This is a genomic window from Kribbella sp. NPDC004536, assembly GCF_042873835.1.
GTDB lineage: Bacteria > Actinomycetota > Actinomycetes > Propionibacteriales > Kribbellaceae > Kribbella.
The window spans coordinates 40,611-63,954 of sequence record NZ_JBIALY010000002.1 but is presented as its reverse complement, the minus strand read 5'-3'; the positions used below and the strand labels follow the sequence as shown (position 1 = coordinate 63,954).

Here is a 23,344-nt window from a genome sequence, read left to right as displayed (position 1 = left end):
GGAACAACCCAATCACAGGCCGCCGACAGTTTCTGAAACCTCAGGATTCGGCATCCGGTTCAGGCAGGTCGACGGCGATCTCGGCGCCGAGTTTCGCGCCGTGGGCAAGCTGTAGTTCGTCGCCGCTCCAGAACCGGCCCGGGTCGTACCAGTTCGGCTGCCGGCCGCGTAGCAGACCCATCGCCTCGTACGTCAGCGCGACCACCTCCGCGCAGTACGCCGACTCGAGCTCGAGTTCGCGGGAACCCTTGCGAACCGCGGGAACCCGGCCGCGGACCCATCTGGACGCGAGCCGCGCCGTCGACGGGAACGGCGTACCGTCCAGTCGCGCGACGGTCCGCAGTACGGCGTCCTCCAGCTCCCGCGTGACCGGGTGGTCCAGCTGCCGCAGCCACGCCTGCTGACCGTACTTGCGGCCCCACACCAGCACCGCGTCGCGCAGGTCGTGCAGCTGTACGCCGCGGTGGTGCGTACCGGTCCACATGTCCGGCAGCGAACGCCCCAGCTCGGCGTGCCACATCAGCGGCGGGAGGTCCTCGACGACGATCGCCATCCCGACATGGTTCACGGGGCTGTTCGTGGTCAGCTGGATCGCGCGATCCGCCGCGCTCGCACCACGAAACAGCCAAATGTCACCTGTTCGTGTCAGTTCCGTAGCGTCATCCAGTGAAATCCGGCTGTTCACGTCGCTAGGTTAGTCGTCATGAAGGTATGGAAGGTGGTAGGGCTTGCGGGGCTCGTCGGCGTGGCCGCCACGGGCGTTGTGGTCGCACGGGGCGAGCGCAAACGCCGGGCGTACACCCCGGAAGAGGTCCGCGACCGGCTCAAGACCCGGGTCAAGGAAGCAGCGAACGCCTGAATTCGGGCCGTTCGGCCGGGCATGTGTGGGTGCGCCGTAACTCGGTGGTACGGCGACGGCCACGCGTGCCCGGCCGTTCCTTGTTAAAGGTTGTGTAAGGCAACTTCTTCGAGACGGCCGGCGGTGATGACGGCAGTCTGGTAGGTGCAGTACGGCTGGCGCCGGCGGTCCGTCGGTGATCCTGGGTTCAGCAGCCGCAGTCCGCGCGTGCTCGTCGTGTCCCACGGGATGTGGCTGTGGCCGAACACGAGCAGGTCCACGCCCGGGTACGCCGCATCGCAACGCTCTTCCCGTCCCTTCGCCGGACCGGTCTCGTGCACCACGGCAACCGACAGCCCGTCCAGTGTCACGCGCGCGACCTCAGGCAGCCGCGCCCGCAACTCCGGCCCGTCGTTGTTGCCCCAGCACCCGATCAACCGGGCCGCGCGGGACTCCAACTCGTCCAGCAATCCGACGTTCACCCAATCCCCAGCGTGGATGACCACATCGGCACGCTCGACCGCCTCCCACACCGGCTCCGGCAACTTCTTCGCCCGCACCGGCAGATGAGTGTCCGAGATCAGCACCAGACGCATACGCCCACTCTCTAATCCTTCAGGGCCGCGATCAACTCCTTCTCCTTGGTCAGGCTCAGGCCGGCGCGGCGTTCGCGGTCCAGGCCGAGCTCACGCTCCCAGGCAAGCGAGTCGACCATGAACTCCTTCCGCGACCGGTGCGTCAGCCCGGCCGCCGCCGCGGCCGCACCGCTGCGCTCCGACCAGCCTTCGTACCCGGGCTCGGTGATCCACATCGTCAACGACTCCGGCCCCATGTACTGCTCGACCTTCTGCTCCTCCAGCCACTTCTGCGGCGCGAGCACGACCGGCCCGGTGTGACCGCCGACCTCGCGCGCCAGCGCGATCCACTCCCCGAACGGCACGACCGGTCCGTACGTGTCGAAGGTCCCGGTCCGCCCGGACTCCGCGTTGTCCAGCATCCAGCCCGCGAGATCCCGTACGTCGATCACCGCCGTCGCGAGTCCGGGCGTGTCGGGCACCAGCAACGGCTCGTCCGGCGCCAGCGCTGCCCGCGCCACCCATGCGCCGGCCCGGTCGCTGGAGTCGCCCGGCCCGCCGATCAGCCCGGCGCGGGCGATCACCAGCCGATCCCCGACTGCGTCGAGCGACGCGGCCTCGCACGCGGCCTTCGCCTCGCCGTACTGCTCCCGGTCGACCACGTCCTGCTCGGCGGGCTTACGCAGCACCGCGGACTCGTCCGCGCCGGGCGTGTCGTACTTCTCGTACACGTTGCCGGAGGACACGTACGTCCAGTGCTTGGCCCGCGAACCGAACGCGGCGAGCGCGCTCTTCACGAAACCTGGTTGCCACGACACCTCGAACACCGCGTCCCAGTCGCGCGCCGGCACCGCGTCGTACGCGTCCGGGGCGCTGCGATCGGCCGTCACCAGCGTCGCGCCGGGCGCCACCGCGCCGCTCTCACCCCGCGCCACACAGGTCACCGCATGACCGCGCGCGAGCGCCTGCGTCGCGAGCTCACGTCCGAGGAACGCCGTACCACCGAGGATCAGAATCTCCATGTGGGCCAGCAAATCAGGCCCCGCCGACAATTCCCAGGACCCTCTGCCGAGGGCAGAAACAACCGCGCGTGATTCGTTGCCCTCGTCACGTCACCGTAAGCGGCACACCCTTGCCAGGCAGACGATCCGGGCGCACTGTCGGAGCAGGAGAGTGTTCAGAACGAGGGGGAAGAGATGGCTGGTTTCGTTCAGATCATCGAGTACCGGACGTCGAAGCCGGACGAGATCGCGGCGCTGATGGAAGAATTCCGTGCCAAGCGCGAGGCCGACGCCGACGGCGCCGCCCCGGTCCGCGGCCTCACCTGCGCCGACCGCGACGACCCGGGCCGGTACTTCGCGATCGTCGAGTTCAACTCCTACGAGGAGGCGATGGCGAACTCACAACGCCCCGACACCACCGAGATGTCGGAACGAATGATGGAACTGTGCGACGGCCCAGGCACGTTCTACAACCTCGACCTCTTGGACCGGATGGATTACAGCTGAAGAAACCTCAGGTACGGCGTACTCCGGCTCGCCCGGGAGTACGCCGTACCGAGGTGAACCGGTGCCGGAGAGGGGGTGGACCCGGCACCGGTCGATCAGGTGGTGCTCATCTGAAGACACGGGCCGACGACCAGGGCGGCGCCGCGCCGTACGAACCCAGGTCGCGCTCGGAGTGCAGCGGGTCCGGGTCCTGCCGGTCCGAGTCGTGTCGGTCCGGCGCGGAGTGCAGGTCCGGCCACGGGCGGGGTGGCAGCGACTCGCGGGGCGGTAGCTTCAGGTCGGGATCAGGGCCGGGTTCCGGGTCGAGCCACTCGACCACGGTCGCCCCGCCGTGACCGTGGATCGCGACGACGGACTCGATGCCGTCCCACACGGTCGTGGTCGGATAGTCGCCGTACCAGCGGAGCGCGACCGCGCCGTCGGTGAACTGCACACCTTCGGCCACAGGCCCCGTACCGCTGACCCCGGAGACGTCCTGGTGCCGGATCAGCCGGAAGCGTCGGGAACTCATTTCGGCGCTACCTCCCAGAGCCGCTCCCCCGGCAGGCTGCGCTCCGGTCCCGGATCGTGCTCGGGCAACGGATCACTCGTCACCCGCAACCCTGCGAACCGCCGCGACATCGCCTCCGCGTACCGCTCGGCCAGTTCGGCCTCGGCCCGGTAGTCGGCGACCACATGGTCCCCGAACCAGACCCGCACCCGACGACGCTCCACCCGCAGCCCAGCGTGGGGATCACCATCGTCGCCCATCTCAATACACCCGGCACCGAGTCGAGCCGGATCCCATCAGCGACCTCGCAAGACAACCCTTCACGTCAATCACTTCCACTTCCCTGTGGGGATGGGTTCACAGGTAGTGACGGCCCGCCCAACCGTTCATGACGCAATTCCCCAGAAAATTCTCACACCCTGTGAATCCAGGGTTGCCACGCAGCACCATGGCCACACCTGGCCGAACCGCAGCCAGCTCGTTGAAGAGCGCACAGGCCTCACGCGCCTGCCCCCATTCGCTCCGCATGCCGGCGATCCGCACACTGATCATGCCCGTGTACCCGTCGATCGCCGACACCTCGTCCGGCTCCGGGTCTGCGACCGAGTGGATGTTCGGACCGACGAGCAGGAGTGCATCCCTACCCTCGACGAGGGGTGAGCGGCGCTTGTAGAAATACTCACCTTCGTCGAGATCGGGGGCGGCCAACGGTTCGAGCGCAAGCACCTCCGCCATCCACTCCGCCACCTCGTCGACCGCCCACGGCGTCAGGAAGATATCGTCGTCGGTCGACATCAGGTGCGCACCCAGGACCGCCAGGTGTCGATGTCCTCGACGTCGGGGGTGATCGGCGAGTCGAAGGTCCGCGTGCCGGCACCGGGCAGGTGAGCCGACACCAGCGTGTCCAGGTTGTGCACGAGCAGCGCGGGTACGTCGGGACGCGCAGCGACCAGGTTGTCGAAGATGGCTGTAGTCTCGGCCAGTTGCTCTGCCTCGTCCTTCCGGCCCACGATCCAGACGCTGAGATCGATGGGATAGCGGTCGATCGCCTGGACCTCGTCCGGCTCCGGGTCGGCAACCGCGAAACCGTTCGGGCGAACCTTGACAGCGACCACAGACGAACCTGCCCGTCCGCCGCGGCGGAACAAACGCTCGTCATCCTCCAAGCCGGCATCCGCGACCGGCTCGAGCCCGAGTGCTTCCGCCAGCCACTGAGCCACCTCAAGCACCGACTCGTCGCTCGCCAAGAACACGTTGTCGCTCGTCGACATCACCGCTCCTTCCTGAAGGTGACCATGCGCCCGTCACCGAGAATGACATGAACTGCCGCATCCACAGACTTGCCGGGCTGACCGCAGGCCTTCCGGAATCCTCGCAGCGCCATTGCCTCGTCGAGATCGACCTTCCGGCCGTCCAGGAAGACCTCGCCGAGCGCGCCGACCTGGTCGCACGCTTGGTTGATATTCCGCTTCACCGCGGACAGAGACGCCCGATTCAGCGTCTTGAACTCGACGATCACTCCTTCGGAGGAGCCACTGCGCCGAAGCGTCGCGTCGGGGTTCTTCTGGTTCTGGACCGTGTGGACCTCAGGGCGCGCGTCGATCCGCCACCCTTCCAGCTCGAGGTACTCCGCGATCTCGCGTTCCTTCGGTAGGAAGCGAGCCTCCGGATCGTGCACCCCCGGGCGGAAGCCGGCGCCGATGGGGCGAAGTTCGAGGGCGGGATCGAAATCCAGGCCGCGGAGCTCTGGTAGCTCGATGTCGACCACGATCGGGGTGAAGTGGGTTTGTTCGGCGTGGTCGAAGGTGGCTTCCATGGTTTCGGGGGTGATGGTGATCGTGGCGTGTTGCCATTGTTGGTCGGGGGGTAGCGAGGCGAGGAGGGTTTTTACTGCTTCGGTGAGGTCGGCGTCGATTTCGTGGTCGGCGGTGAGGCGTTGGTTGCGTTCGGCCTCTGCCTTTTCGTCGCGTTCCTCGTCGTCGGGGGGCTCGTCCTGCTCGTCGCGGTCGGGGGTGAGTTCGAAGTCGCGGGTCAGGCGTTCTTCGCGTTTTTGCTCTTCTTTTTCGTCGCGTTCCTCGAGGATGATTTCGCCGGTCTCGGTGACGGTGATCTCGATCTCGAGGGGCTCCGGGGTCGGCTGCTCGTCGTCGTGCTCGTGGGTCTTGCGGTACTTCTCGAAGGCCTTGCGGGCAACCGTCAGCACCGGCGGTTCGTTGTCCTCGGCAACTTCCAGGTCTTCGTACGTCACGGTCAGCCGGCTCGTACGGATCTCGGTGCCACCCGGAAGACGGTTACGGTCGGCGGAGTCCGACGACGGGCGGTTCGTCGACGGGCCCGACGTACCGGTCAATGCCTCGGCCCAGCCGCGGGCCTTCGGTGGTGCCAGTTGCAGGTAGTGGGCGGCAGCCTCGCAGGCGCGGGCGGCGGCGTCGAGTTGCTGGGCGGCGACCGTGGCCTGGCCGCGGGACGCGATCAGCGCCACCTGGGCGTTCTCGCGGCAGCGGGCCGCCGTCCGCAGCAGCTGGTCGACGACGCGTGGGATCTCGTCGAGGCAGTCGACCAGGCCGCGGGCGACCCGCTGCAGCTCGGACGGCACGGGTGAGTCAGATCTGGTCGGCGTAGTTCTTGCAGCCGGCGGACGCGATCTCGAGCGCCTCGGCGGCCTGTTCGACCGCCTTGCCGGCGGCCTCGAGGATCTCGGTGATGTCGCGGTCGATGCCGGTGGCGGTGCCCGCGATCAGGCTCTCCACGAGCTGGCTGTGCTGCGTGAACCGGAGCTTGAACCCGGCCAGGCCGCCCGCTGCCTGCTTGGCCTCCATCGAGACCTGGTGCAGCTGTTCCTTGAGCCGCAGTACGTCGGACACCTCAACCCACTCCCAAACTAGTTGCGCTTCTTGGGCAGCACGATCGCCGTACCCGCCACGACGACCGGTACCAGGATCCCGAGCCACCACGGCAGTCCGGCCGCCATCGCTGCGAAGACGAGGCCGGCACCACCCCAGCCCCACCAGCGCGCGACGGGCAGCCGCGGCAGCCCCAGTACCCGGGACGCGGCCAGCATCGTGACGGCAGCGATCGCGGCGGCCTCGACCCCGGCCAGGAACGATCCGGTGACCACCCACACCAGGACGAACCCGGCCAGTGCCAGGACCGCGCTGATGGTACGCCGCCGGCGCCGCTCCTGAAGCGCCCGGGCCGCGGTCCGCACCGACTCCAGCTGGTCGACGGCGTCGGCGAGCTGCGACGTGATCCGTTCCGCGACGGTCTCGAGGTCGTTGAGCGCACGGATCTCGGGCAGCGTGTGGTTCGCGCGCTTGCCGTCGGCGGGCAGCCCGGCGCGCTGCAGGCTCGCCGCGGCCTTCTCGGCGAGCTCGTTCAGCCGGGTCTGCAACTTCCGCCCGCGCTCGGCCATCGCGTCGGCCTCGGCGGCCGCGGTGGCCTCGGCCTTCGACTTGTGCGCCGTCACCCGGTCCTGCGCCTGCTGCGCGTCGGCCCGCGCCATCGCGACGGTCCGCAGCGCGCGGACGTACTCGGACCACACCTGTTCGTCGGTCTTCATCGCCGTACCAACTCCACTGCACGTCCCACTTCGTCCGACCGCAACGCCGCGAACGGTACGACAACCTGTGCCTCGGGATGCAGCCCGTCCCACAGCAACGCCCGGTGCGGCTCGGACGCCCAGCGCACAAGTGGCCCGGCCACCGCGCGTACGCCGTCCTGTGGGTGCCGGAGAAACATGTGTGTCGCGACGTTGGCCCGTCCGTACCCGAGCTGCTCGGTGCAGACGTGCAGCCGGTTCCACCACCCGTACGTGATCAGGCCCTGCGCGGGCCCGTCCCGCACGATGTCCTGCAGCGCGTTCGCCGGGCTCTCGAAGTACCCCTCGGCGTGCACCTGCATCCGCGGTACGCCGTGGAACCCGAAGCCCAGCAGGTATGTCGAGCCGACCTGTCCGTTGCGCATCGCGTCCCGCAGCGCGAACAGCCGCGGCGCGATCTCGTCGTGCTTGTCCACGGTCTCGACCTCACAGCCGAGCTCGCGCAATACCTGAATCAGCGCATCCTTGCCCTCGGCAACGGCAGGCGCGGAGTTCGTACCGTCGACGAACACAAAGCGCGGCGGCTCGACCGCGCCGGCCGCCGTCGACACCGCGAGCCCGGTCAGTACGCCGAGCGCGTCCGCCGGGCCGTCCCCCAGTACGAGCACACCCGCGCCAGGCTCGGGCCGTACCTCGACCGCGACGGGCTCTTCCGTCACCGCGATCGGGAGCCCGGTCCAAGGCCGCCCCAGCTCGGGTTTCACCGCCGTCGCCGTATCCGTCAACCGCGCCGGCTCGGCGAGATGGAAGACCCGCGGCGCGTGCACCGACGACCCGGCGCGTGTCCACAACTCCTCCCGCAACGAGTCCAGGACGAGTTTGTCCGCGAAGCTCACGAGGACGTGCTGGTTGTCGTCGGGCGAACCGAAGTTCGCGTTCAGTACCGCCTCGCCCCGGAACTGCAGCTCGGCCGCGGCCGTGTTCCCGCTGCGCAGGATCGCCTGCGAGTCGGCCGGCGTTGTCTTCAGCGCGATCCGGTACGGCACCTGGCCGAAGATCGAGTCGCGCCGGGTCGACAGCCGCTTCACGCCCTCGATCGTCTGCGTCGCGAGGACCACGTGCACGCCGTACGCACGCCCGAGCCGGACGAGTCGTTCGAGCAGCTTCGCGGCCTCGTCCGCCAGTTCGTCGTCGTCCTCGAGCAGCACCTGGAACTCGTCCAGTACGACGAGGATCCGCGGCGGCCGCTCCGGCCCGGGCGGGAGCTCGGCGATGTCGGCGACGTTGCCGTGCGACTTGAACACCTCGCTGCGGCGGGCGAGTTCGTCGGACAGATGACGCAGTACGGCGAGGCCGAACGCGCGGTCGCTGTGCACACCGAGCACGCGGATCTGCGGCAGCCAGTGCGGCCGGTCCGGCCCCGGGCCCAAGGCCGAGAACTCGACGCCGTGCTTGAAGTCGAGCAGGTACATCTCCAGGTCGGCCGGCGAGTAGCGCGCGGCGAGTCCGTGGATCATCACGAGCAACAGGTTCGACTTGCCCTGGCCGACGGCACCGCCGACGAGGACGTGCGGCAGCGCCGGGTTGCCGCTGCGCAACCGCACCAGCGCCGGCGTGCGGTCGTCGTACCCGATCACGGTGCCGATCTCGTCCTTGACCGGTTGCCACCAGGTCGATCGGTCCGGCAAGGCCCGCTCGAAGTCGACGGTCGGCAGTACCGCGATGTCTGCCTGCTCGGCGATCACGTCGCAGATGCCGGCCGCGATACCCGCGTCGAACGGCGGGTCGAGCCGGGCCGGCGGCAGCTGCGCTATCTCCACCCGGTCGTTGACGATGGCAACCGGATTGAGGAGTTCGAGCAACTGTTTCGAGTCGACGTCGAGCTCGGCTGCGGTGGATGCGTCGTAGTGCACGAGGAAGCAGATGCCGCGCTTGCCCGCGGTCGCGGCGAGCCGGAGCAGATCGCGTTGCGCGAGCGTGTCGATGCCCGACGGGTAGTCGAACAGCACCACGACCCGGTAAGGATCGGTGACTTGCCCCGTCTCCTTCAGCAGGTCCTCGAACCGCTCATGCCCGAGCTGCGCCTGCCTGCTCGCCCGCAATGACGAGACGTCGACAAGACCGGAAAGCACAGTGTGCAACTGCTCCGCGGTATGTGTTGCCCTAGGCACCAATTGCGGGTACTTCGTGGTCAGGTGGCCGAGCAGCCCCATCATCCCGGTGAGCTTCGGATCGTACGCGTCGATGCGCAACCGGAACGGCTCCGCCGCCGCGACCAGCCGGAGCGCGACGCTCTGCAGCAGCCGGCGCGCGGACTCGTTGCGGTCGGCGGTCACCTTCCAGCCGTTCGTACGGAGCAGTGGCGCGACCACCGGCGTACCGGCCTCGAGTTCGCCGACGCGTACGTACGACGGGACGCCCGCGCCGACGAGTTGGCGCGACCGCCAGCGTGCGTCGTTCGGCGGTACGGCGGCCAGCCCGGGCGCGAGGCGGTCCGCGAGCAACCGTGCCTTCGGCTCGGCGTCCGACAACGCCTCGGCGGTCTTCGCGTCGACCAGCGACCGCGACTCACGCCGCGCCGCCGCCGTCTGCTCCTGCAGTTGGCGGTGCAGCTTCACGGCGCGCTGGTGCTCGCCGTACGTCAGTCGCCGCGCGTTGTCCAGCAACTGCCCCAGCGCGTGCTGCAACCCCCGGATCCGCGCTTCCAGGACCTCCGGTGCGGCCGGATCCCCGTCAGGCTTCTCCGTCACGAGCATCGTCCTTCCACACCTGGCCCCGCGACTACGTTCTTGCCTCGGGTAATCGTGTCACACCAGTGGCCCCAGTGGTCACTCCAGGTATCAGTCGTCTCATTTGCTAACCCGGCGCGACGATCTCGACCTCGTAGCCGTCGTCGTTGTGCAGGAAGGCGGCGTAATGCTGCGGGCCGCCGGCGTACGGATGACGGTCGGCGAACATCAGCGTCCAGCCGTGCGCGACGGCCTCCGTGACGATGCCGTCGACCTCGGCGCGACTGGCCGCGTTCAGCGCCAGGTGGTTCATCCCGGGCCGCATCCGGTCGTGCTCGGCGGCCGACATCGCCGGGCTCTGCTCGACCACGACGTAGCTGCCGTCCGGTGCGGTCCAGGTCATGCCGCCGGGCCAGCCGTCACCGTCCTTCCAGCCCAGCCGGTTGAGCACCCAGCCCCAGCTCGCAGTCGCCCGGGAAAGGTCCGGGACCCAGATCTCGACGTGATGCACCGCAGCGGCCATCGGAGCATTATCGGTGCCCGTCATTTCTCCAGTGTGCGAGGCCTCCGTCGGCCGCGCAGAAACCTTGGCGTTTCGCGCCCCTTCACCTTTCTGTCCGTGGCAAGGTCTACCGTCTGCGGTGACAGTTGGACGACAGGAGTTTCCTGATGAGCAGCACGCGGATCGAGAGCACGGCGTACGGCGCCGCGGCTCTGGAGCGCCTGCAGGCCGTGGTCGCGCGGTTGAAGGCCGACGATCCGATGACGCCCGTCACGCTGCTGCTGCCGAACAACCTGTCCGGGGTGATCGCCCGCCGGCAGCTCGCCCGGACCTCGATCGGTGGTCTGTATCTGGCCACGCTCGAGCGGCTCGCCGAGCAGATCGCCGCCGGTCTGCTGTCGCCGCGCCGGCCCGCGACCCGTCCGATCGTCGCCGCGACCTGGCGGACCGCGCTCGCGAAGGCGCCGGGAATCTTCGCGGAAGTGGCCGAGCACCCGTCGACCATCCAAGCGCTTGCGTCAGCACACAACGAGCTCCGCGACCTCAGCGAAACCGCACTGGACAAGGTCGCTGCGGCGTCGGCGCTCGGCCCCGATCTGATCCGCCTGCACCGTCACGTGACGGCCGAGCTGGCCACCGACTGGTACGACGAGACCGACCTGCTGCGCGCCGCCGCGGCCGCCGTCACGTCCGACACGGTCCGCGAGCTGGGCGCTCTCGTGTTGTATCTCCCGCAGGAGCTGACGCAGTCCGAGGCCGCGTTCGTCGCCGCGCTCGGAGACGCCGCCGCGGACCTCACCGTCGTCGTCGGCCTGACCGATGTCCGTCGGGCCGACCGCGCGGTCCGGCGGTCGCTCGAGCGGATCGGCATCGACCTGCCGACGTCGATCTCGAAGAACTACCCCGTTGCGACCGAGATCCTGAACGCGTCCGACGCCGACGACGAGGTGCGTTGCGTCGTCCGCGATGTGGTCTCCGCGCTGGAGCACACGCCCGCGCATCGGATCGCCGTGTTGTACGCCGCCGCTTCGCCGTACGCACGTCTGCTCCACGAGCACCTGTCCGCCGCACGCATCGAGGTCAACGGTCCCGGGACGCGGCCGGTGCACGAGCGGGCGATCGCGCGGACGCTGCTCGAAGTACTGGCGCTCGTCGATCAGGACCTGCCGCGGGCGGACGTGTTCCGCGCGCTCGCGAACGCGCCGACCCGCGACTTCGCCGGCGACCGCATCCCGGTTCCGCAGTGGGAGCGGATGTCGCGGGTGGCCGGGGTGGTGCGCGGCGACGACTGGGACACCCGGCTCAAGCGGTACGCCGAGTCCGAACGGCGCACCGCCGATCAGGAGGAGGCGGCCGAGGATCCGCGGCCCGCCGCCGTGCGACGAGCGCAGTACAACGCCTCGAAAGCTGAAGGATTGCACGCGTTCGCGTCCACGTTACGGCGCCGGCTGAACGAACTGACCCTGCTCGAGAGCTGGTCGTCGCTGTCTTCAGGCGTGTTGCAGCTCTTCCACGACCTGCTCGGGGACTACTCGTCGTTGCCCGTCGAGGAGCAGTACGCGGCGGCCGCGGTCGAGGGGTCGTTGAAGGGGTTGTCGACCCTCGACGAGCTCGGCACGCCGGCCAGTCTCGCCGTACTGCGCGACGTCCTCGATCTCGAGCTGCAGCAGTCGCTGCCGCGCGTCGGTACGTTCGGCACCGGTGTGCTGGTCGCGCCGTTGTCCGCGAGTGTCGGGTTGTCGGCCGACCTGGTGTACGTCGTCGGTCTGTCCGAGGACCTGTATCCGGGACGCGTGCACGAGGACGCGCTGCTCCCCCATCGCGTCCGCGAGGCGGCGGCGCCGGAGCTGGCGTCGTTCCGGGACCGGTTGGACGAGAAGCAGCGACACCTGCTGGTGGCGTTCTCGGCGGGGACGCGGGTGGTGGCGTCGTTCCCGCGCGGCGACCTGCGGCGGTCGTCGCGGCGGCTGCCGACGCGGTGGTTGCTCGGATCGCTGCGCGAGCTGACGGGTGACCACGCGCTGCCCGCGACCCAGTGGGACCGGCACGGCGAGGTCTTGCGGACCTCCGCGTCGTACGCGGGTTCGTTGACCACGGCAACGATGCCGGCGACCGAGCAGGAGTGGCAGACGCGCGCGGCCGCGGCGCGGTTGTGGGTCCACGACGGCGTACTCGTACGCGCTCGGGAGCTGCTGCGCGGCCGGGCGTCGATGGCGTTCACGCGCTTCGACGGGGATCTGTCGGGGGTGTCCGGGCTGCCCGACTTCGCGGTGGAGGACCGGATCGCGTCGCCGACGTCGCTGGAGTCGTACGCGACCTGTCCGCACGCGTACTTCGTCGAGCGGCTGCTCCAGGTGGAGCCGCTCGAGGCGCCGGAGGATCTGCTGGTCATCTCGCCGGTCCAGATCGGAAACCTGATCCACAACAGCCTGGACGCCTTCGTGTCGCGGTTGGCGGCTTCGCTGCCCGGGTACGGCGAGCCGTGGACCGACGAGCAGCGGTCGTTGTTGCTGGCGATCGGGGCGGATCTCGCGGACCAGTTCGAGGCGGAGGGGCTGACCGGGCATCCACGGTTGTGGCAGCGCGAGCGGTTGCGGATCCTCGGCGATCTGATGGTGTTGCTGACCGACGACGACCGGTGGCGCTCGGAGCGGTCCGCTTCGGTGGTGGCGAGCGAGCTGCGGTTCGGGTTCGACGGCGAGCCGCCGGTGGAGATCCCGGTGCCGTCCGGGCGGGTGCGGCTGCGGGGCTCCGCGGACAAGGTCGACCTCGGCGCGGACGGGACGATCTACGTCACCGACGTGAAGACGGGCGGCTTCTCGCGGTACGAAGGCATCGAGACCGACCCGGTCGCGGGCGGGACGAAGCTGCAGCTGCCCGTGTACGCGTACGCAGCCCGCGCGCGCCTGGGTGAGCCGTCCACGCCGGTCGAGGCGTCGTACTGGTTCGTCCGCCGTGGCGGGAAACGGATCCCGGTGCCGCTGACGCCGGCGGTCGAGGAACGGTACGTCGACACGCTCGACGTCATCGTGTCCTCGATCGCGGCCGGCCACTTCCCGCCGAAGGCCCCCGAAGTGCCCGACTTCCTCTGGGTCCAATGCCCGTACTGCAACCCCGACGGCCTGGGCCACAGCGAGGTCCGCGCGAGGTGGGACCGCAAACGCCACGACCCTGCTCTCGAACGGCTGGTCCGCCTGATCGACCCGACGGCTCTCGCCTCCGAGGAGGCTGCGGATGAGTGAGCAGCTGCTCGACGGAGCCGCCCGGGAACGGATCCGGACCGACACCGACACCACCTTGTTCGTGGAGGCGGGCGCCGGTTCGGGCAAGACCCATGCGCTCGTCGATCGCGTCGCGACGCTGGTCCTGCGGGACGAGGTTCCGCTGCGCACCATCGCCGCCGTCACGTTCACCGAGAAGGCCGGTGCCGAGCTCCGCGACCGGCTGCGGGTCGAATTCGAGAAGGCTCGCCGCAGCGATGGGGGCAGGCTGGCGGACGCGGCTTTGGACGACCTCGACTCCGCCTCGATCGGCACGCTGCACTCGTTCGCCCAGCAGATCCTCCTCGCGCACCCGATCGAGGCCGGTCTCCCGCCACTCATCGACGTACTCGACGAAGTCGGCTCGTCGGTCGCCTTCGAGGAACGCTGGGCCGAGCTCCAGCAGCAACTCCTCGACGACGACTCGATCGCCGAGCCGTTGCTGCTGGCAATGGCTGTCGGCGTCGAGCTCAAGCATCTCCGCTCGCTCGCCCGCCTGTTCGGCAACGACTGGGACCTGATCGCCGACCGGGTCCTCGTCGAACCGCCGGAGCTCGTCGCGATGCCCGACCTCACCGGCCTGGTCGCCGCAGCCGCCCAGATCGGCGCGGCCGCCGAGACCTGTCTCGACCCCGAGGACCGCCTGCTGCCCAAGGTCGTCCAGGTCCGCGAACTCGGTCTGATGCTGGACGCCGCGTCCGACCAGGAAACCCAGCTCTCCTTCCTGCAGGCGCTCCGCGGGCTGAAGATCGGCCGGATCGGCCGCAAGGAGAACTGGCCGGACATCGCGCGGGTGCGCGCGGACTGCACGGAGGTCGTCGAGGTCGCGGGTTCGCTGGTCGAGCTGCTCCTCGATGCTTGCCTCCGGCACCTTTCGCACTGGATCGCCGAACGGGTGCTGGAATCGGCCGAGCTGCGCCGCGCCGACGGGCGGCTCGAGTTCCACGACCTGCTCGTGCTCGCGCGCGACCTGCTCCGGCGCGACGCCGAGGTCCGCGCCGACCTGCAGGAGCGGTTCGAGCGGCTGCTGCTCGACGAGTTCCAGGACACGGACCCGATCCAGATCGAGCTCGCGGTCCGGATCGCCGGCGGTGCCGCGGCGGACGCGCCCGACTGGCACGACGTCGAGGTCCCCGAGGGCCGGCTGTTCGTCGTCGGCGATCCGAAGCAGTCGATCTACCGGTTCCGCCGCGCGAACATCGCGACGTACCTGACCGCCCAGGACCTGCTCGGCGAAACGGTCGCGCTGACCACCAACTTCCGTACCGTCCCACCCATCTTGAACTGGATCAACACCGTCTTCAGCACGCTGATCCAGCCCCAGGAAGCCGCCCAACCGTCGTACCAGTCCCTCGCCCCGCACCGCACCAACCCGACCCGCGCCACAGCACCGGCATTGGGTAGCGCAACATCCGCCTCCCCGCGTCCGAGCGGCGCCGTTGCTACGACCCACCCCGATACCTCGCCCCGCCCCGACACTTCGGCCCGCCCAGACGCGTCCGCCCGCCCAGACGCGTCCGCCCGCCCAGACGCGTCCGCCCGCGCCGATGCGTCCGCCCGCGCCGATGGTTCGGCCCGCCCGGGCGCCGCGAGGTCCGCGCCCGACCCCGGCCCCGTCGAGGGCGACCAGCTCTCGATCTTCGACGAGCCCACCCTGTTCGACTCCGACGACGAACCCACCCTGTTCGAGTCCGACGACGAGCCTGCCCCGGCCGAGGTGCACGACCTCGCCGAGGTTCTCCCGTTCCGCCGCCGCGACGACGTACCGCCCGAACCACCGGCCGACGACGAGCCGGAGGACCCGTCTGCCGGCCCCGCGGTCACCATCCTCGGCGCCACGCCGCACGACGACCTCCCGCGCGCCCAGGCCTCCGTCCTCCGCGAACGCGAGGCCACCGATGTCGCCTCCGTCATCGAGGAAGCGCTCCGCGACGGCTGGCTCGTGTACGACGACCGAGCCGAGACCTGGCGCCCCGCCGCGGCCGGCGACATCGCCGTACTGGTCCCGGCCCGCACCTCGCTGCCGTTCCTCGAGGACGCCCTCGACCGCGCCGACATCCCGTACCGTGCCGAGGCCAGCTCGCTGGTGTACCAGACCGCCGAGGTCCGCGACCTGCTCGCCTGCGCCCGCGCGCTCGGCGACCCGAGCGACCAGCTCGCGCTCGTCACGACTCTCCGCTCGCCGCTGTTCGGCTGCGGCGACGACGACCTCTACACCTGGAAACGCAACGGCGGCACGTTCACGCTGACCGCGCCGGTGCCCGACCAACTGCTCGCCCACCCGGTCGGCGAGGCGATGGAGTGGCTGCGCCGTACGTACTACGCGGCCCGCTGGCTCACCCCGAGCGAGGTGCTCGCGAAGATCGTCGCCGACCGCCGGATGCTGGAGGTCGCCGCGACCGGCCCGCGTGCCCGCGACGCCTGGCGACGGATCCGGTTCGTCGTCGATCAGGCCCGCGCGTGGTCCGAGGTCGAGCACGGCGGCCTCCGGTCGTACCTGGCCTGGGCCGCCCACCAGGGCGAGGAGACGTCCCGCGTCGCCGAGGCCGTCCTGCCCGAGACCGACGCCGACGCGGTCCGGGTGATGACGATCCACGCGGCGAAGGGCCTCGAGTTCCCGATCGTGATCCTGTCCGGCATGACCGCGTCGCCCAACCGGCAGCGCGGCGTGCAGGTCCTGTGGCCGCCGGCCGGCGGGTACGCGGTGAAGCTCAAGTCGTCCGTCCAGACCGAGGAATTCGACCTGGTGCAGCCCGTCGACGAACAGATGGACGACTACGAACGCCGCCGGCTGCTGTACGTCGCCGCGACCCGCGCCCGCGACCACCTCGTCGTCTCGCTGCACCGCTCCGGCAACCGCCGCCACACGAGCAACGCCGAGCTGCTCGCGACAGCCGGTGGCGTCGAAGCACCACACTCCACGCTCTTCACCGGCTCGCCGGTCCCCGACCGCGAACCGACCGCAAGCCCGGACGTGGCGCCGCCGATCTCCCGCACCGAATGGGAAGCGCGCGCCGCGGCAGCCCAAGCCGCGAGCCGGTTCCGCTCCGCGCAGAGCGCCTCCGGCCTCGAAGGGACCGGCCCTGACGTCGCCCTCGCCGACATCGACCCCGGGACGGCGAAGGGCGCCCGCGACCTCGAACTGCCGCCATGGTCGAAGGGCCGCTACGGCACCGCGATCGGCCGCGCGGTCCACGCCGTCCTCCAGGTCGTCGACCTCTCCACCGGCGCCGGCCTCGAAGCCGCCGTCTCGACCCAATGCCTCGCCGAGGGTGTGCTGGAGTACGCCGATGTCGTCACCGCACTCGTCCGCTCGGCGCTGGCGTCGGACGTCGTCCAGCGAGCGGCCGTCCGCGAGCACTGGCGCGAGTCGTACGTCGGCACCGTCCAGCCCGACGGCACCGTACTCGAAGGTTTCGTCGACCTGATCTACCGCGAGGACGACGGCCGGCTCACGATCGTCGACTACAAAACCGACGCGATCCCAGCCGCCGCCCTGGACAGCCGCGTCGCCTACTACGCACCCCAACTCCTGGCATACGCACAAATCCTCCCGAACACCGCCCCACCCGTCCTGCTCTTCCTCAACCCAGGCACCGCCGTCGAACGCCGCCTCTAGCGCAGCAGCCCCAACCATCAGCCGCGCATCGAGCACCTAGACGACGAGCCGTACCGCGAGTACGACGATCAGCGCCGTGGACGTCAGCGCCGTGACCAGTCGCCCGAGCCGCCCGGTCAGTACCCTTCCGAGCAACGCACCACCGCTCGCCAACAGCAGCTGCCAACTGGCCGACGCCACGAACGCCGCGATCACGAACACGACCCGCCGGCCGATCCCCGTGACACCCGATCCCCCGAGCACCAAGGCAGCGAAGTAGATCATCGTCCACGGGTTGAGCATCGTCATCCCGAGCATCCCCAGGTACGCGGTCCACGCACCAACAGGCGTCTCCTGCTGCAACGCAACGATCCGCGCATCCCGGTACCGCCGTACCGCCTTCACCGCGCCCATCACCGCAAGCCCGATCAACACCGCCACCGAGGCCCACCGCAACGGCCCGACAACCGGCACCAGCAACGGAGCCAACACCGACCCCGCCCCGGCCGCCACCGCCGCATACACCCCATCAGCAGAAGCAACCCCGAGCGCCGCAAACGCCCCGACCCGCAAGGAGGTCCGCGCAGTCAACGCCACCAGATAGGTCCCGACAGGCCCGACCGGCACAGCAACCCCGTACCCAGCCAACAGCCCCGCGACCACCACCCCGATCACAACGGACCGAGCGTCAACCCCCGATACCGACCCACCTGCTGCTGAACCCGAGCCAAAACGGCCACAGGTCCACTCAGCAACAGTCCAAAGGTCGTAGTCATACGAGCCATCATGAAGAAAGCGCTACACCCCGACAAGCCAATTACTCCGGCCCAGCCACAGCCTGCAGCTCGAGGCTGATTGCGGCATCACACCACCCCACATCACCCCGCTGGGTGTGCGCCTGCGGTCGCGGCGATGTGGGCAGCTAGTTCGTCACTCATCGGGTACGGCCGCTCGGCCGGCAGCCTCGCCTCCGCCGCGGTGGGCGATTGCCGAGTGAGGTCACGGATGTTCTGCATCTCCGCGGTGACGTCCTCCAGCCCGACGATCCACTGGTCCACATACCGCCGAACCGCCTCCCCCGACAACCCGATCTGAATCGACCGCACCAAAGGCTGCGGCTTCATCGTCACCGTCTGCTCCGGATCCCATTGGATCCGCACCGGCGCCCCGACCAGCGACTGCTTCCACGCAGCCTCCGACTCGTGGAATCCAGCCTGATAATGCGAAAGCACGCCGTGCGCCAACGCCCACTCGAAACCGTCCCGCGTGATCCGGATCCGCAACACCCGAGTCTGTCCCGACTTGGTCCCCCACCCTGACCGATAAGCCATCCACAAGAACGACGGCTTGATCCAGGTCATCCGCCCCATCCCGAACGGCTCCACAAACGTCCCGGCCCGCAACGCCGCGTCCGCAATCTCCGCCCCATAGGCCTGATAGACAACCACCGACACCTCGTCATACCAGGCCCGAACCTGCCGCAGAACACCGCCGTTCATATGCAGGATCTTACGGACGCCCGGTCGTCGAACGATTCACAGAGCCTGCGGTGGGGCCGTGCCGCCGCGCATCGAACGTCTGCGCAGGCGGCACGCGTCCGCGTGTGTCACGATGCCGAACGTCAGGTCTCGTCGACTCTGGCCGCCCCAGCAGCTTTGAGAAGCCAGTGAATGGCACCGGTTGGTGACGGATCGCCGTCGGTCTCGAGGTAGATCAGGAGCTGGTGTCGGCCGATCAGATCAGCGCCCAGCCAGTACCACGTCCGGTTGTCTGGTTCGAGCCACCACAACCAGTCGGAGAGCGACCATCGCGACTCTTCGTCGGCGCACTTCTGTTCGGCCGGCGAGAGAGTTCGCCATCGAATCAGGTCCGCCTGCGCTTCCTCCGCAGTCCTCTCCGGGGCACATGCCTGGACGAACCAAGCTGGCAGCACTCTCTGCCACACCGAGAGGTCGGGCCAGGCCGGCTCCGGCCTCTGCAGTACCACCTCCAACACCTCCGTGCACCGACTCAGCAGCTCCGCGCTGTCGGCGGACTCGGCGGACAATTGAATGCTCGCTTTGTTCGCCGCATCGGAGCTGCTCTGCCTCAGTCGCTGCAGTTCATCGTCAGCGTTCAGCAAATGATCCTCCCACTACCAGGCTGTACCTGCTCGAGCAACGCTGGGAAATGACAACTTCGCAGACCGTACTGGTCACCCGCCTTCGACCGGTCGACGGAGAGTGGTGCGCGAGGGTTGGCTTTCGCAGCGCGCTCCGGTACAGCGGAGTCCCGCAGTGCATCGACATACGACTGGGGAACCTCAAAAGCCTTCATCTGGGTGTCGTTGTATCCCTGGTTGTGACGTCGCTGGTAATAGCTGAGCGCACGCTCCTTGTCTCCGAAGTTGAGGAACAGCATTCCCTCGCCCTGAATCTTTACATCGCCAGAGTCGCCGATCAGCAGCCTCCGATTGCCGGACCCCTCGACGCGATAGACCGTCACCATCTCCTGAGCGGCTCGCTCTGCGAGTCCGGCCGCCGGGATCCGGCTGGCAACCACCCCGATGGCGACCTGAGCAGTCAGGCTCGCGCAGTTGCCTTTGAGGATGCAGGCTTGGGAGTCGAGGATGCCGGCGGTGCCGGCGGAGATTACTCCGGTGGCTGAGGAGATCTCGAGGAGGATGGGGACGGCGGGGGCGCAGGGTCGGGCTACGGTGCAGACGATGGCGCCGATCAGGGCGCCCGTCGAGACGTAGCCCGAGATGTGGGAGACGTCGGTGAGGGTGCCTTCGACGTCGTCGAGGCCTTGTAGGTCAGTGGTCTTGAGGGGGTTACCGGTTGTGTACGCGTACGGGTTGGCGGAGCCGGCTTGGTCTGTGGTGAGGAAGGTTCCGGTCGCCGGGTTGTATTCGCGTTGGCCCAGTAGATAGTTGCCGTTGGGGAGTTGCAGGCCGCCTATGTAGCCGGGAGCGAGCTTGGCGTCCGCGGCCGGCGGGCCGGCTCGGGTCTGGCCGTATGGTTCGTAGTCGCGTTGGGCGGGCTCGGCAGCCGTGGTCGTGAGGATCGAGCCGTTCGGGGTGGTGATGAACGGCGTCCGGGCTGTCGGTGTCTGTTGAGCGAGGAGGCTGCTGCCGTACAGGTAGCGGGTCGATTTCGAGTCTGCGGTCGTCTTGAGGATCTGGGGTGAGAGCGGGTCCCAGCGGTAGCGAGTGGTTTTGCCGCTGGCGGAGGAGATGGCGCGGCGCCCGTCGCCGGAGTGGGCGTAGGTGGTCGTGGCGCCTGCTGCGGTTGAGGTAACGGGTTTGCCCGCGGCCGACCAGGTGTAACTGGTCGCGCCATCGGAGGTGAGGTTGCCGTCGGCGTCGTAGATGTATCCGTGGCTGGTCGGGGGGACGCGCGGGTAGTCAGCGGGGGCTGTGATGGATGCCAGCAGTTCGTTTGTGGCGCCGCACAGGGACCACGTGGTGCCGGACGGACGTTGTTCCCAGGTGCGGTTGCCACTCCCGTCGTACCCGTAGCGGAGGTAGTCGCTCGCATCGTCGGTGCACTGGTCGACGCCGTAGCAGGCTGCGGTCAGGCGGTTCAGCGGGTCGTAGGTGTACGACGACTTGCCGGCGACGGAGTCGTGCGACTGCGTGAGGTTGTCGTCGGCGTCGTACGTCGAGGTGATCGTGCGTAGCGGGCGGCCGTTCTGCGTGACGGACAGCGACGTCGTGCGACCGCGGACATCCAGCATCTCGGTCTTGATCAGACCGCCTGGTTGCGTTGTCGTGATCGTGCCGTGGGCGAGGTCGTAGCGATAGGACGCCAGTGGTTTGCCGTTGGCGATCGCGGAAGCGAGGCGGTCCACGGCATCCCAGGTGTACGACTCTGTGTGCCCGTCGGTGGACCGTCCGGCGAGGTTGCCGACGGCGTCCCATCGGTAGCTGACCGACCCGGCAGGGCCGATGGATGACGTCAACTGGTCGAACGCGTCGTATCCGTACCGAGTGACGCCCAAGCCGTCCGTCATCGACGTACGGCGACCCGCTACGTCCCACGTGAAGCTGACGGCAGGTGTCTTGTCGGAGTAGGCGATCCGCAGTGGCGCTCCGCGGGCATCCAGCATGAAGGACGCACTCTTCCCGGACGGGAGGACGGTGCGGATCAGGCGGCCGGCCTTGTCGTATGCGAACCGCCACGTGCGGTCGCCGTAGGTCGCGGTGGTCGTCCGGCCGCCTCCGTCGTACGTGAAGGTCTGCGCGCGCCCGCCGGCGTCGACAGTCTTGGTGACGCGGCCCGAGGCGTCGTACGTTGTCGTGGCCTCGGGCAACGACGGTCTGGTGACGCCGACCAGGGCACCGGTGTCGTCGTAGCGCAGCCTGGTCGTACCGCCTCGGGAGTCGACCATTGACGACACGCGGCCCTGAGCGTCGTAGGTCCGGCTCGTCGAGACACCCAGCGCGCCACGCTGCTCCAGGGGTTGGTCGTCGTCGTTGTACCTGACCGTGCTGACCGCCCCACGCGGTGAGGTCACCTTGACCGGTCGCCCCCAGCCGTCCGACTCGATCCGGGTGACCTGACGCAGAGGATCGATGACCCGAGCCAGATCACCGTCGGCGGAGTACTCGTACCGCGTCGTACGGCCGAGCGGATCCCGGGACGCCGTCACCAGACCGCGAGCGTCGTAGGTCGCGGACAAGGTCCGGCCCGCGTACGCCGAACCAGTCGGGTTCCCGCGGGCGTCATAGCTGTACGTCGTCCGCCGTCCGAGCGGATCCACCACCGCAACCGGGTCGTTCCGCGAGTTGTACGTCCGCCGCGTCACGGCGCCGGCGGCATCGGTCGAGGCGACGACGCGTCCGAGGCCGTCGTACTCGTGCCGGGCGCCGTGCCCCAGGCTGTCGAAAACGCGGATCAGGTTGCCGGCGGCATCGTAGTGGAACGTCGCCGTGGTGCCGGTCGGGTCGGTCTGGCGGATCAGCCAGTTCCGCTCGTACTCGTTGATCCACTTGCCGCCGGTGGGGTCGGTCATCGTGAATCTGCCGCGGATGCCCTCCGGCTCCCACGACCAGGTGGAGCGATTGCCGTTGCCGTCGGTCTGCGCGACGACACGTCCCGCGGCGTCGTACTCGGTCACGAAGGACGTCGCATCACCCACCCGCGCCGACGTCAGCCGCCCGTCCACGTACTCGTACCGCGTGCGGATCCCGCCCGGCGAGGTCACTCCGGTCAGCCTGCCGTCGGCGTACTCGTACCGCACGGTCCGGGGTGTGACGCCCGGCCCGGAGAGCCGGACCTCGGTGATCTGCCCCTGGTCGTCGTAGTCGTAGGACAACGACCGTCTTCCGCTGGTTACGGTGCGGACGCGGCCGGCCGACCGCTCGACGGTGACACCCTGGCCGTTACGGTCCCGGATCGACAGCAACTCTCCGGACGCCGAGAACTGCATCCGTACCTGGTCGATGCTCGTCAGCAGGTACGTCGGCCCCGAGCGGGACAGCACGAACCGGGCGGGTCCGGGCTCGATCGCGAATCCGGCGCCCTTCCGCGCGAACCCGATCTCCCGTCCGTCGGACGCGAGGTAGCGCGCACCTGCCGGCGAGAACTCGAGCCGGTCCGAGTACGACGCGCGCCAGCCGGCGCCGAGTGAGCCGGCGGAGTCGTCGTTCGAGTTGTACGTCCGGGTCACCGTGAGCGGTACGCCGACCGCCGAAACGGACGCATCCGTCTCGACCGCGGTCAGCGCGCCCGTCAGCGAGTTGACCGGATCGGACTGCAGCGCGAACGGTCCGAAGAATGCCCGTGCCTGTTTGTCCGGCAGCACGAACCCGGGCGCACCGGCATAAATCATCACCGAGGCGCCGGCTGAGCCTTTGCCGTTCGTCAACGAGACGTCGAGCAGGTTCGGTGAGCCGACGAACTTGCAGTCGAGGGGCACGAAGACCGACCAGGTCAGCGACTGGGTGCGTGCGGGTTTCGGCTTGGGCGTGTTCTCGCAGGGCCAGTGGTCGACCTGCCACGTGCGGGTGTCGGTCGTCCGGAGGTTGCAGAGGTCGATGGTCAGGTTGAAGGTGCGGGCCTGGAAGGTGAGGGTGAGACCGGTGCCGGCGTGGGCCATGCCGCCGTCGAGGGCGACCTCGGTGCCGGTGCTGAGGACCTCGCCGTTCGACGAGACGGTGAGGTCGGGGTGCAGGCAGGGGTATGCGTCCGGGGGCGCGGCCTGTGCGGGCGGGGTGAGGGGCACGAGCAGGAGGACGGACAGGACGAGCGCAAACAGCCGGTGCCGCATCATTCGCCTCCGCTCAGTCGTGGGGTTGTGACAGAGAGTTTACGGAGAACGGGG

The 23,344-nt window shown here is 69.0% G+C and carries 20 protein-coding genes; 4 read left to right on the top strand and 16 right to left on the bottom strand.

What is annotated here, in order from left to right:
• Window positions 1-40: 40 nt before the first annotated feature.
• Window positions 41-553, bottom strand: coding sequence for a hypothetical protein (locus ACFYRU_RS15235; RefSeq protein ID WP_387658305.1), 513 nt, complete (start codon window positions 551-553; stop codon window positions 41-43).
• A gap of 150 nt (window positions 554-703) precedes the next feature.
• Between ACFYRU_RS15235 and ACFYRU_RS15230 the strand changes: the two genes are divergently transcribed.
• The gene (locus ACFYRU_RS15230; RefSeq protein WP_166677970.1) at window positions 704-859 is read left to right on the top strand and encodes a hypothetical protein; all 156 of its coding nucleotides are present in this window, start codon (window positions 704-706) and stop codon (window positions 857-859) included.
• Window positions 860-942: 83 nt separating this feature from the next.
• Here ACFYRU_RS15230 and ACFYRU_RS15225 read toward each other — a convergent pair whose 3' ends face one another.
• Together ACFYRU_RS15225 and ACFYRU_RS15220 are read right to left on the bottom strand one after the other, a co-directional pair.
• Complete coding sequence (locus ACFYRU_RS15225; RefSeq protein ID WP_387658300.1) at window positions 943-1,434, bottom strand: metallophosphoesterase family protein; 492 nt, start codon at window positions 1,432-1,434, stop codon at window positions 943-945.
• Between the two features lie 11 nt (window positions 1,435-1,445).
• The gene (locus ACFYRU_RS15220; protein WP_387658298.1) at window positions 1,446-2,435 is read right to left on the bottom strand and encodes an NAD-dependent epimerase/dehydratase family protein; all 990 of its coding nucleotides are present in this window, start codon (window positions 2,433-2,435) and stop codon (window positions 1,446-1,448) included.
• Between the two features lie 174 nt (window positions 2,436-2,609).
• Between ACFYRU_RS15220 and ACFYRU_RS15215 the strand changes: the two genes are divergently transcribed.
• Entirely contained in the window at window positions 2,610-2,921 is a 312-nt protein-coding gene (locus tag ACFYRU_RS15215) for a hypothetical protein (protein ID WP_387658295.1), read from the top strand.
• Window positions 2,922-3,027: 106 nt separating this feature from the next.
• On the opposite strand, the gene ACFYRU_RS15210 is transcribed toward ACFYRU_RS15215, so the two are convergent.
• From ACFYRU_RS15210 to ACFYRU_RS15170, 9 genes are all read right to left on the bottom strand, one after another.
• Window positions 3,028-3,432 (bottom strand): hypothetical protein, encoded by a 405-nt coding sequence (locus ACFYRU_RS15210; RefSeq protein WP_387658293.1) that lies wholly within the window; start codon window positions 3,430-3,432, stop codon window positions 3,028-3,030.
• A complete protein-coding gene (locus ACFYRU_RS15205; RefSeq protein WP_387658290.1) occupies window positions 3,429-3,671 on the bottom strand; it encodes a hypothetical protein in 243 nt (80 codons plus the stop codon). Before ACFYRU_RS15205 ends, ACFYRU_RS15210 begins: the two co-directional genes overlap by 4 nt.
• 97 nt (window positions 3,672-3,768) lie before the next feature.
• On the bottom strand, window positions 3,769-4,206 hold the full coding sequence (locus tag ACFYRU_RS15200) for a hypothetical protein (protein WP_387658287.1): 438 nt from the start codon (window positions 4,204-4,206) through the stop codon (window positions 3,769-3,771).
• A complete protein-coding gene (locus ACFYRU_RS15195; protein WP_387658285.1) occupies window positions 4,206-4,682 on the bottom strand; it encodes a hypothetical protein in 477 nt (158 codons plus the stop codon). The genes ACFYRU_RS15200 and ACFYRU_RS15195 overlap by 1 nt, the downstream gene beginning before the upstream one ends.
• A complete protein-coding gene (locus ACFYRU_RS15190; RefSeq protein WP_387658282.1) occupies window positions 4,682-6,007 on the bottom strand; it encodes a hypothetical protein in 1,326 nt (441 codons plus the stop codon). Before ACFYRU_RS15190 ends, ACFYRU_RS15195 begins: the two co-directional genes overlap by 1 nt.
• Window positions 6,008-6,014: 7 nt before the next feature.
• Window positions 6,015-6,275: a hypothetical protein gene (locus tag ACFYRU_RS15185; protein ID WP_134114190.1), complete on the bottom strand. Its 261-nt coding sequence runs from the start codon at window positions 6,273-6,275 to the stop codon at window positions 6,015-6,017.
• A gap of 17 nt (window positions 6,276-6,292) precedes the next feature.
• Window positions 6,293-6,970, bottom strand: coding sequence for a hypothetical protein (locus tag ACFYRU_RS15180; RefSeq protein WP_387658279.1), 678 nt, complete (start codon window positions 6,968-6,970; stop codon window positions 6,293-6,295).
• Window positions 6,967-9,699 carry an FtsK/SpoIIIE domain-containing protein gene (locus ACFYRU_RS15175; protein ID WP_387658276.1) on the bottom strand — a complete coding sequence of 911 codons (2,733 nt, stop codon included), beginning with the start codon at window positions 9,697-9,699 and terminating at the stop codon, window positions 6,967-6,969. The genes ACFYRU_RS15180 and ACFYRU_RS15175 overlap by 4 nt, the downstream gene beginning before the upstream one ends.
• Window positions 9,700-9,805: 106 nt before the next feature.
• The gene (locus ACFYRU_RS15170) at window positions 9,806-10,225 is read right to left on the bottom strand and encodes a VOC family protein (RefSeq protein ID WP_387658273.1); all 420 of its coding nucleotides are present in this window, start codon (window positions 10,223-10,225) and stop codon (window positions 9,806-9,808) included.
• 122 nt (window positions 10,226-10,347) lie between these two features.
• On the opposite strand from ACFYRU_RS15170, the gene ACFYRU_RS15165 reads away from it, so the two are divergent.
• Window positions 10,348-13,422, top strand: coding sequence for a PD-(D/E)XK nuclease family protein (locus ACFYRU_RS15165; RefSeq protein ID WP_387658271.1), 3,075 nt, complete (start codon window positions 10,348-10,350; stop codon window positions 13,420-13,422).
• A complete protein-coding gene (locus tag ACFYRU_RS15160) occupies window positions 13,415-17,059 on the top strand; it encodes a UvrD-helicase domain-containing protein (protein ID WP_387658268.1) in 3,645 nt (1,214 codons plus the stop codon). Before ACFYRU_RS15165 ends, ACFYRU_RS15160 begins: the two co-directional genes overlap by 8 nt.
• 36 nt (window positions 17,060-17,095) lie before the next feature.
• Here the strand turns inward: ACFYRU_RS15160 and ACFYRU_RS15155 are convergent, their stop codons facing one another.
• The 4 genes from ACFYRU_RS15155 to ACFYRU_RS15140 form a co-directional block, all read right to left on the bottom strand.
• Window positions 17,096-17,713, bottom strand: a complete 618-nt coding sequence (locus ACFYRU_RS15155; protein WP_387658265.1) for a LysE family transporter — start codon at window positions 17,711-17,713, stop codon at window positions 17,096-17,098.
• Between the two features lie 203 nt (window positions 17,714-17,916).
• Window positions 17,917-18,537: a DUF4291 domain-containing protein gene (locus tag ACFYRU_RS15150; RefSeq protein ID WP_387658263.1), complete on the bottom strand. Its 621-nt coding sequence runs from the start codon at window positions 18,535-18,537 to the stop codon at window positions 17,917-17,919.
• Window positions 18,538-18,659: 122 nt separating this feature from the next.
• Window positions 18,660-19,160 carry a hypothetical protein gene (locus ACFYRU_RS15145; RefSeq protein ID WP_387658260.1) on the bottom strand — a complete coding sequence of 167 codons (501 nt, stop codon included), beginning with the start codon at window positions 19,158-19,160 and terminating at the stop codon, window positions 18,660-18,662.
• Window positions 19,154-23,290, bottom strand: coding sequence for a DUF6531 domain-containing protein (locus ACFYRU_RS15140; protein WP_387658258.1), 4,137 nt, complete (start codon window positions 23,288-23,290; stop codon window positions 19,154-19,156). Before ACFYRU_RS15140 ends, ACFYRU_RS15145 begins: the two co-directional genes overlap by 7 nt.
• Between the last annotated feature and the right edge of the window lie 54 nt (window positions 23,291-23,344).

Bases quoted from the DNA above. Each gene is read 5' to 3' on its own strand.
- ACFYRU_RS15235 (WP_387658305.1), bottom strand. From the start codon at position 553: ATGGCGATCGTCGTCGAGGACCTCCCGCCGCTGATGTGGCACGCCGAG.
- ACFYRU_RS15230 (WP_166677970.1), top strand. From the start codon at position 704: ATGAAGGTATGGAAGGTGGTAGGGCTTGCGGGGCTCGTCGGCGTGGCC.
- ACFYRU_RS15225 (WP_387658300.1), bottom strand. From the start codon at position 1,434: ATGCGTCTGGTGCTGATCTCGGACACTCATCTGCCGGTGCGGGCGAAG.
- ACFYRU_RS15220 (WP_387658298.1), bottom strand. From the start codon at position 2,435: ATGGAGATTCTGATCCTCGGTGGTACGGCGTTCCTCGGACGTGAGCTC.
- ACFYRU_RS15215 (WP_387658295.1), top strand. From the start codon at position 2,610: ATGGCTGGTTTCGTTCAGATCATCGAGTACCGGACGTCGAAGCCGGAC.
- ACFYRU_RS15210 (WP_387658293.1), bottom strand. From the start codon at position 3,432: ATGAGTTCCCGACGCTTCCGGCTGATCCGGCACCAGGACGTCTCCGGG.
- ACFYRU_RS15205 (WP_387658290.1), bottom strand. From the start codon at position 3,671: ATGGGCGACGATGGTGATCCCCACGCTGGGCTGCGGGTGGAGCGTCGT.
- ACFYRU_RS15200 (WP_387658287.1), bottom strand. From the start codon at position 4,206: ATGTCGACCGACGACGATATCTTCCTGACGCCGTGGGCGGTCGACGAG.
- ACFYRU_RS15195 (WP_387658285.1), bottom strand. From the start codon at position 4,682: ATGTCGACGAGCGACAACGTGTTCTTGGCGAGCGACGAGTCGGTGCTT.
- ACFYRU_RS15180 (WP_387658279.1), bottom strand. From the start codon at position 6,970: ATGAAGACCGACGAACAGGTGTGGTCCGAGTACGTCCGCGCGCTGCGG.
- ACFYRU_RS15170 (WP_387658273.1), bottom strand. From the start codon at position 10,225: ATGACGGGCACCGATAATGCTCCGATGGCCGCTGCGGTGCATCACGTC.
- ACFYRU_RS15165 (WP_387658271.1), top strand. From the start codon at position 10,348: ATGAGCAGCACGCGGATCGAGAGCACGGCGTACGGCGCCGCGGCTCTG.
- ACFYRU_RS15160 (WP_387658268.1), top strand. From the start codon at position 13,415: ATGAGTGAGCAGCTGCTCGACGGAGCCGCCCGGGAACGGATCCGGACC.
- ACFYRU_RS15150 (WP_387658263.1), bottom strand. From the start codon at position 18,537: ATGAACGGCGGTGTTCTGCGGCAGGTTCGGGCCTGGTATGACGAGGTG.
- ACFYRU_RS15140 (WP_387658258.1), bottom strand. From the start codon at position 23,290: ATGCGGCACCGGCTGTTTGCGCTCGTCCTGTCCGTCCTCCTGCTCGTG.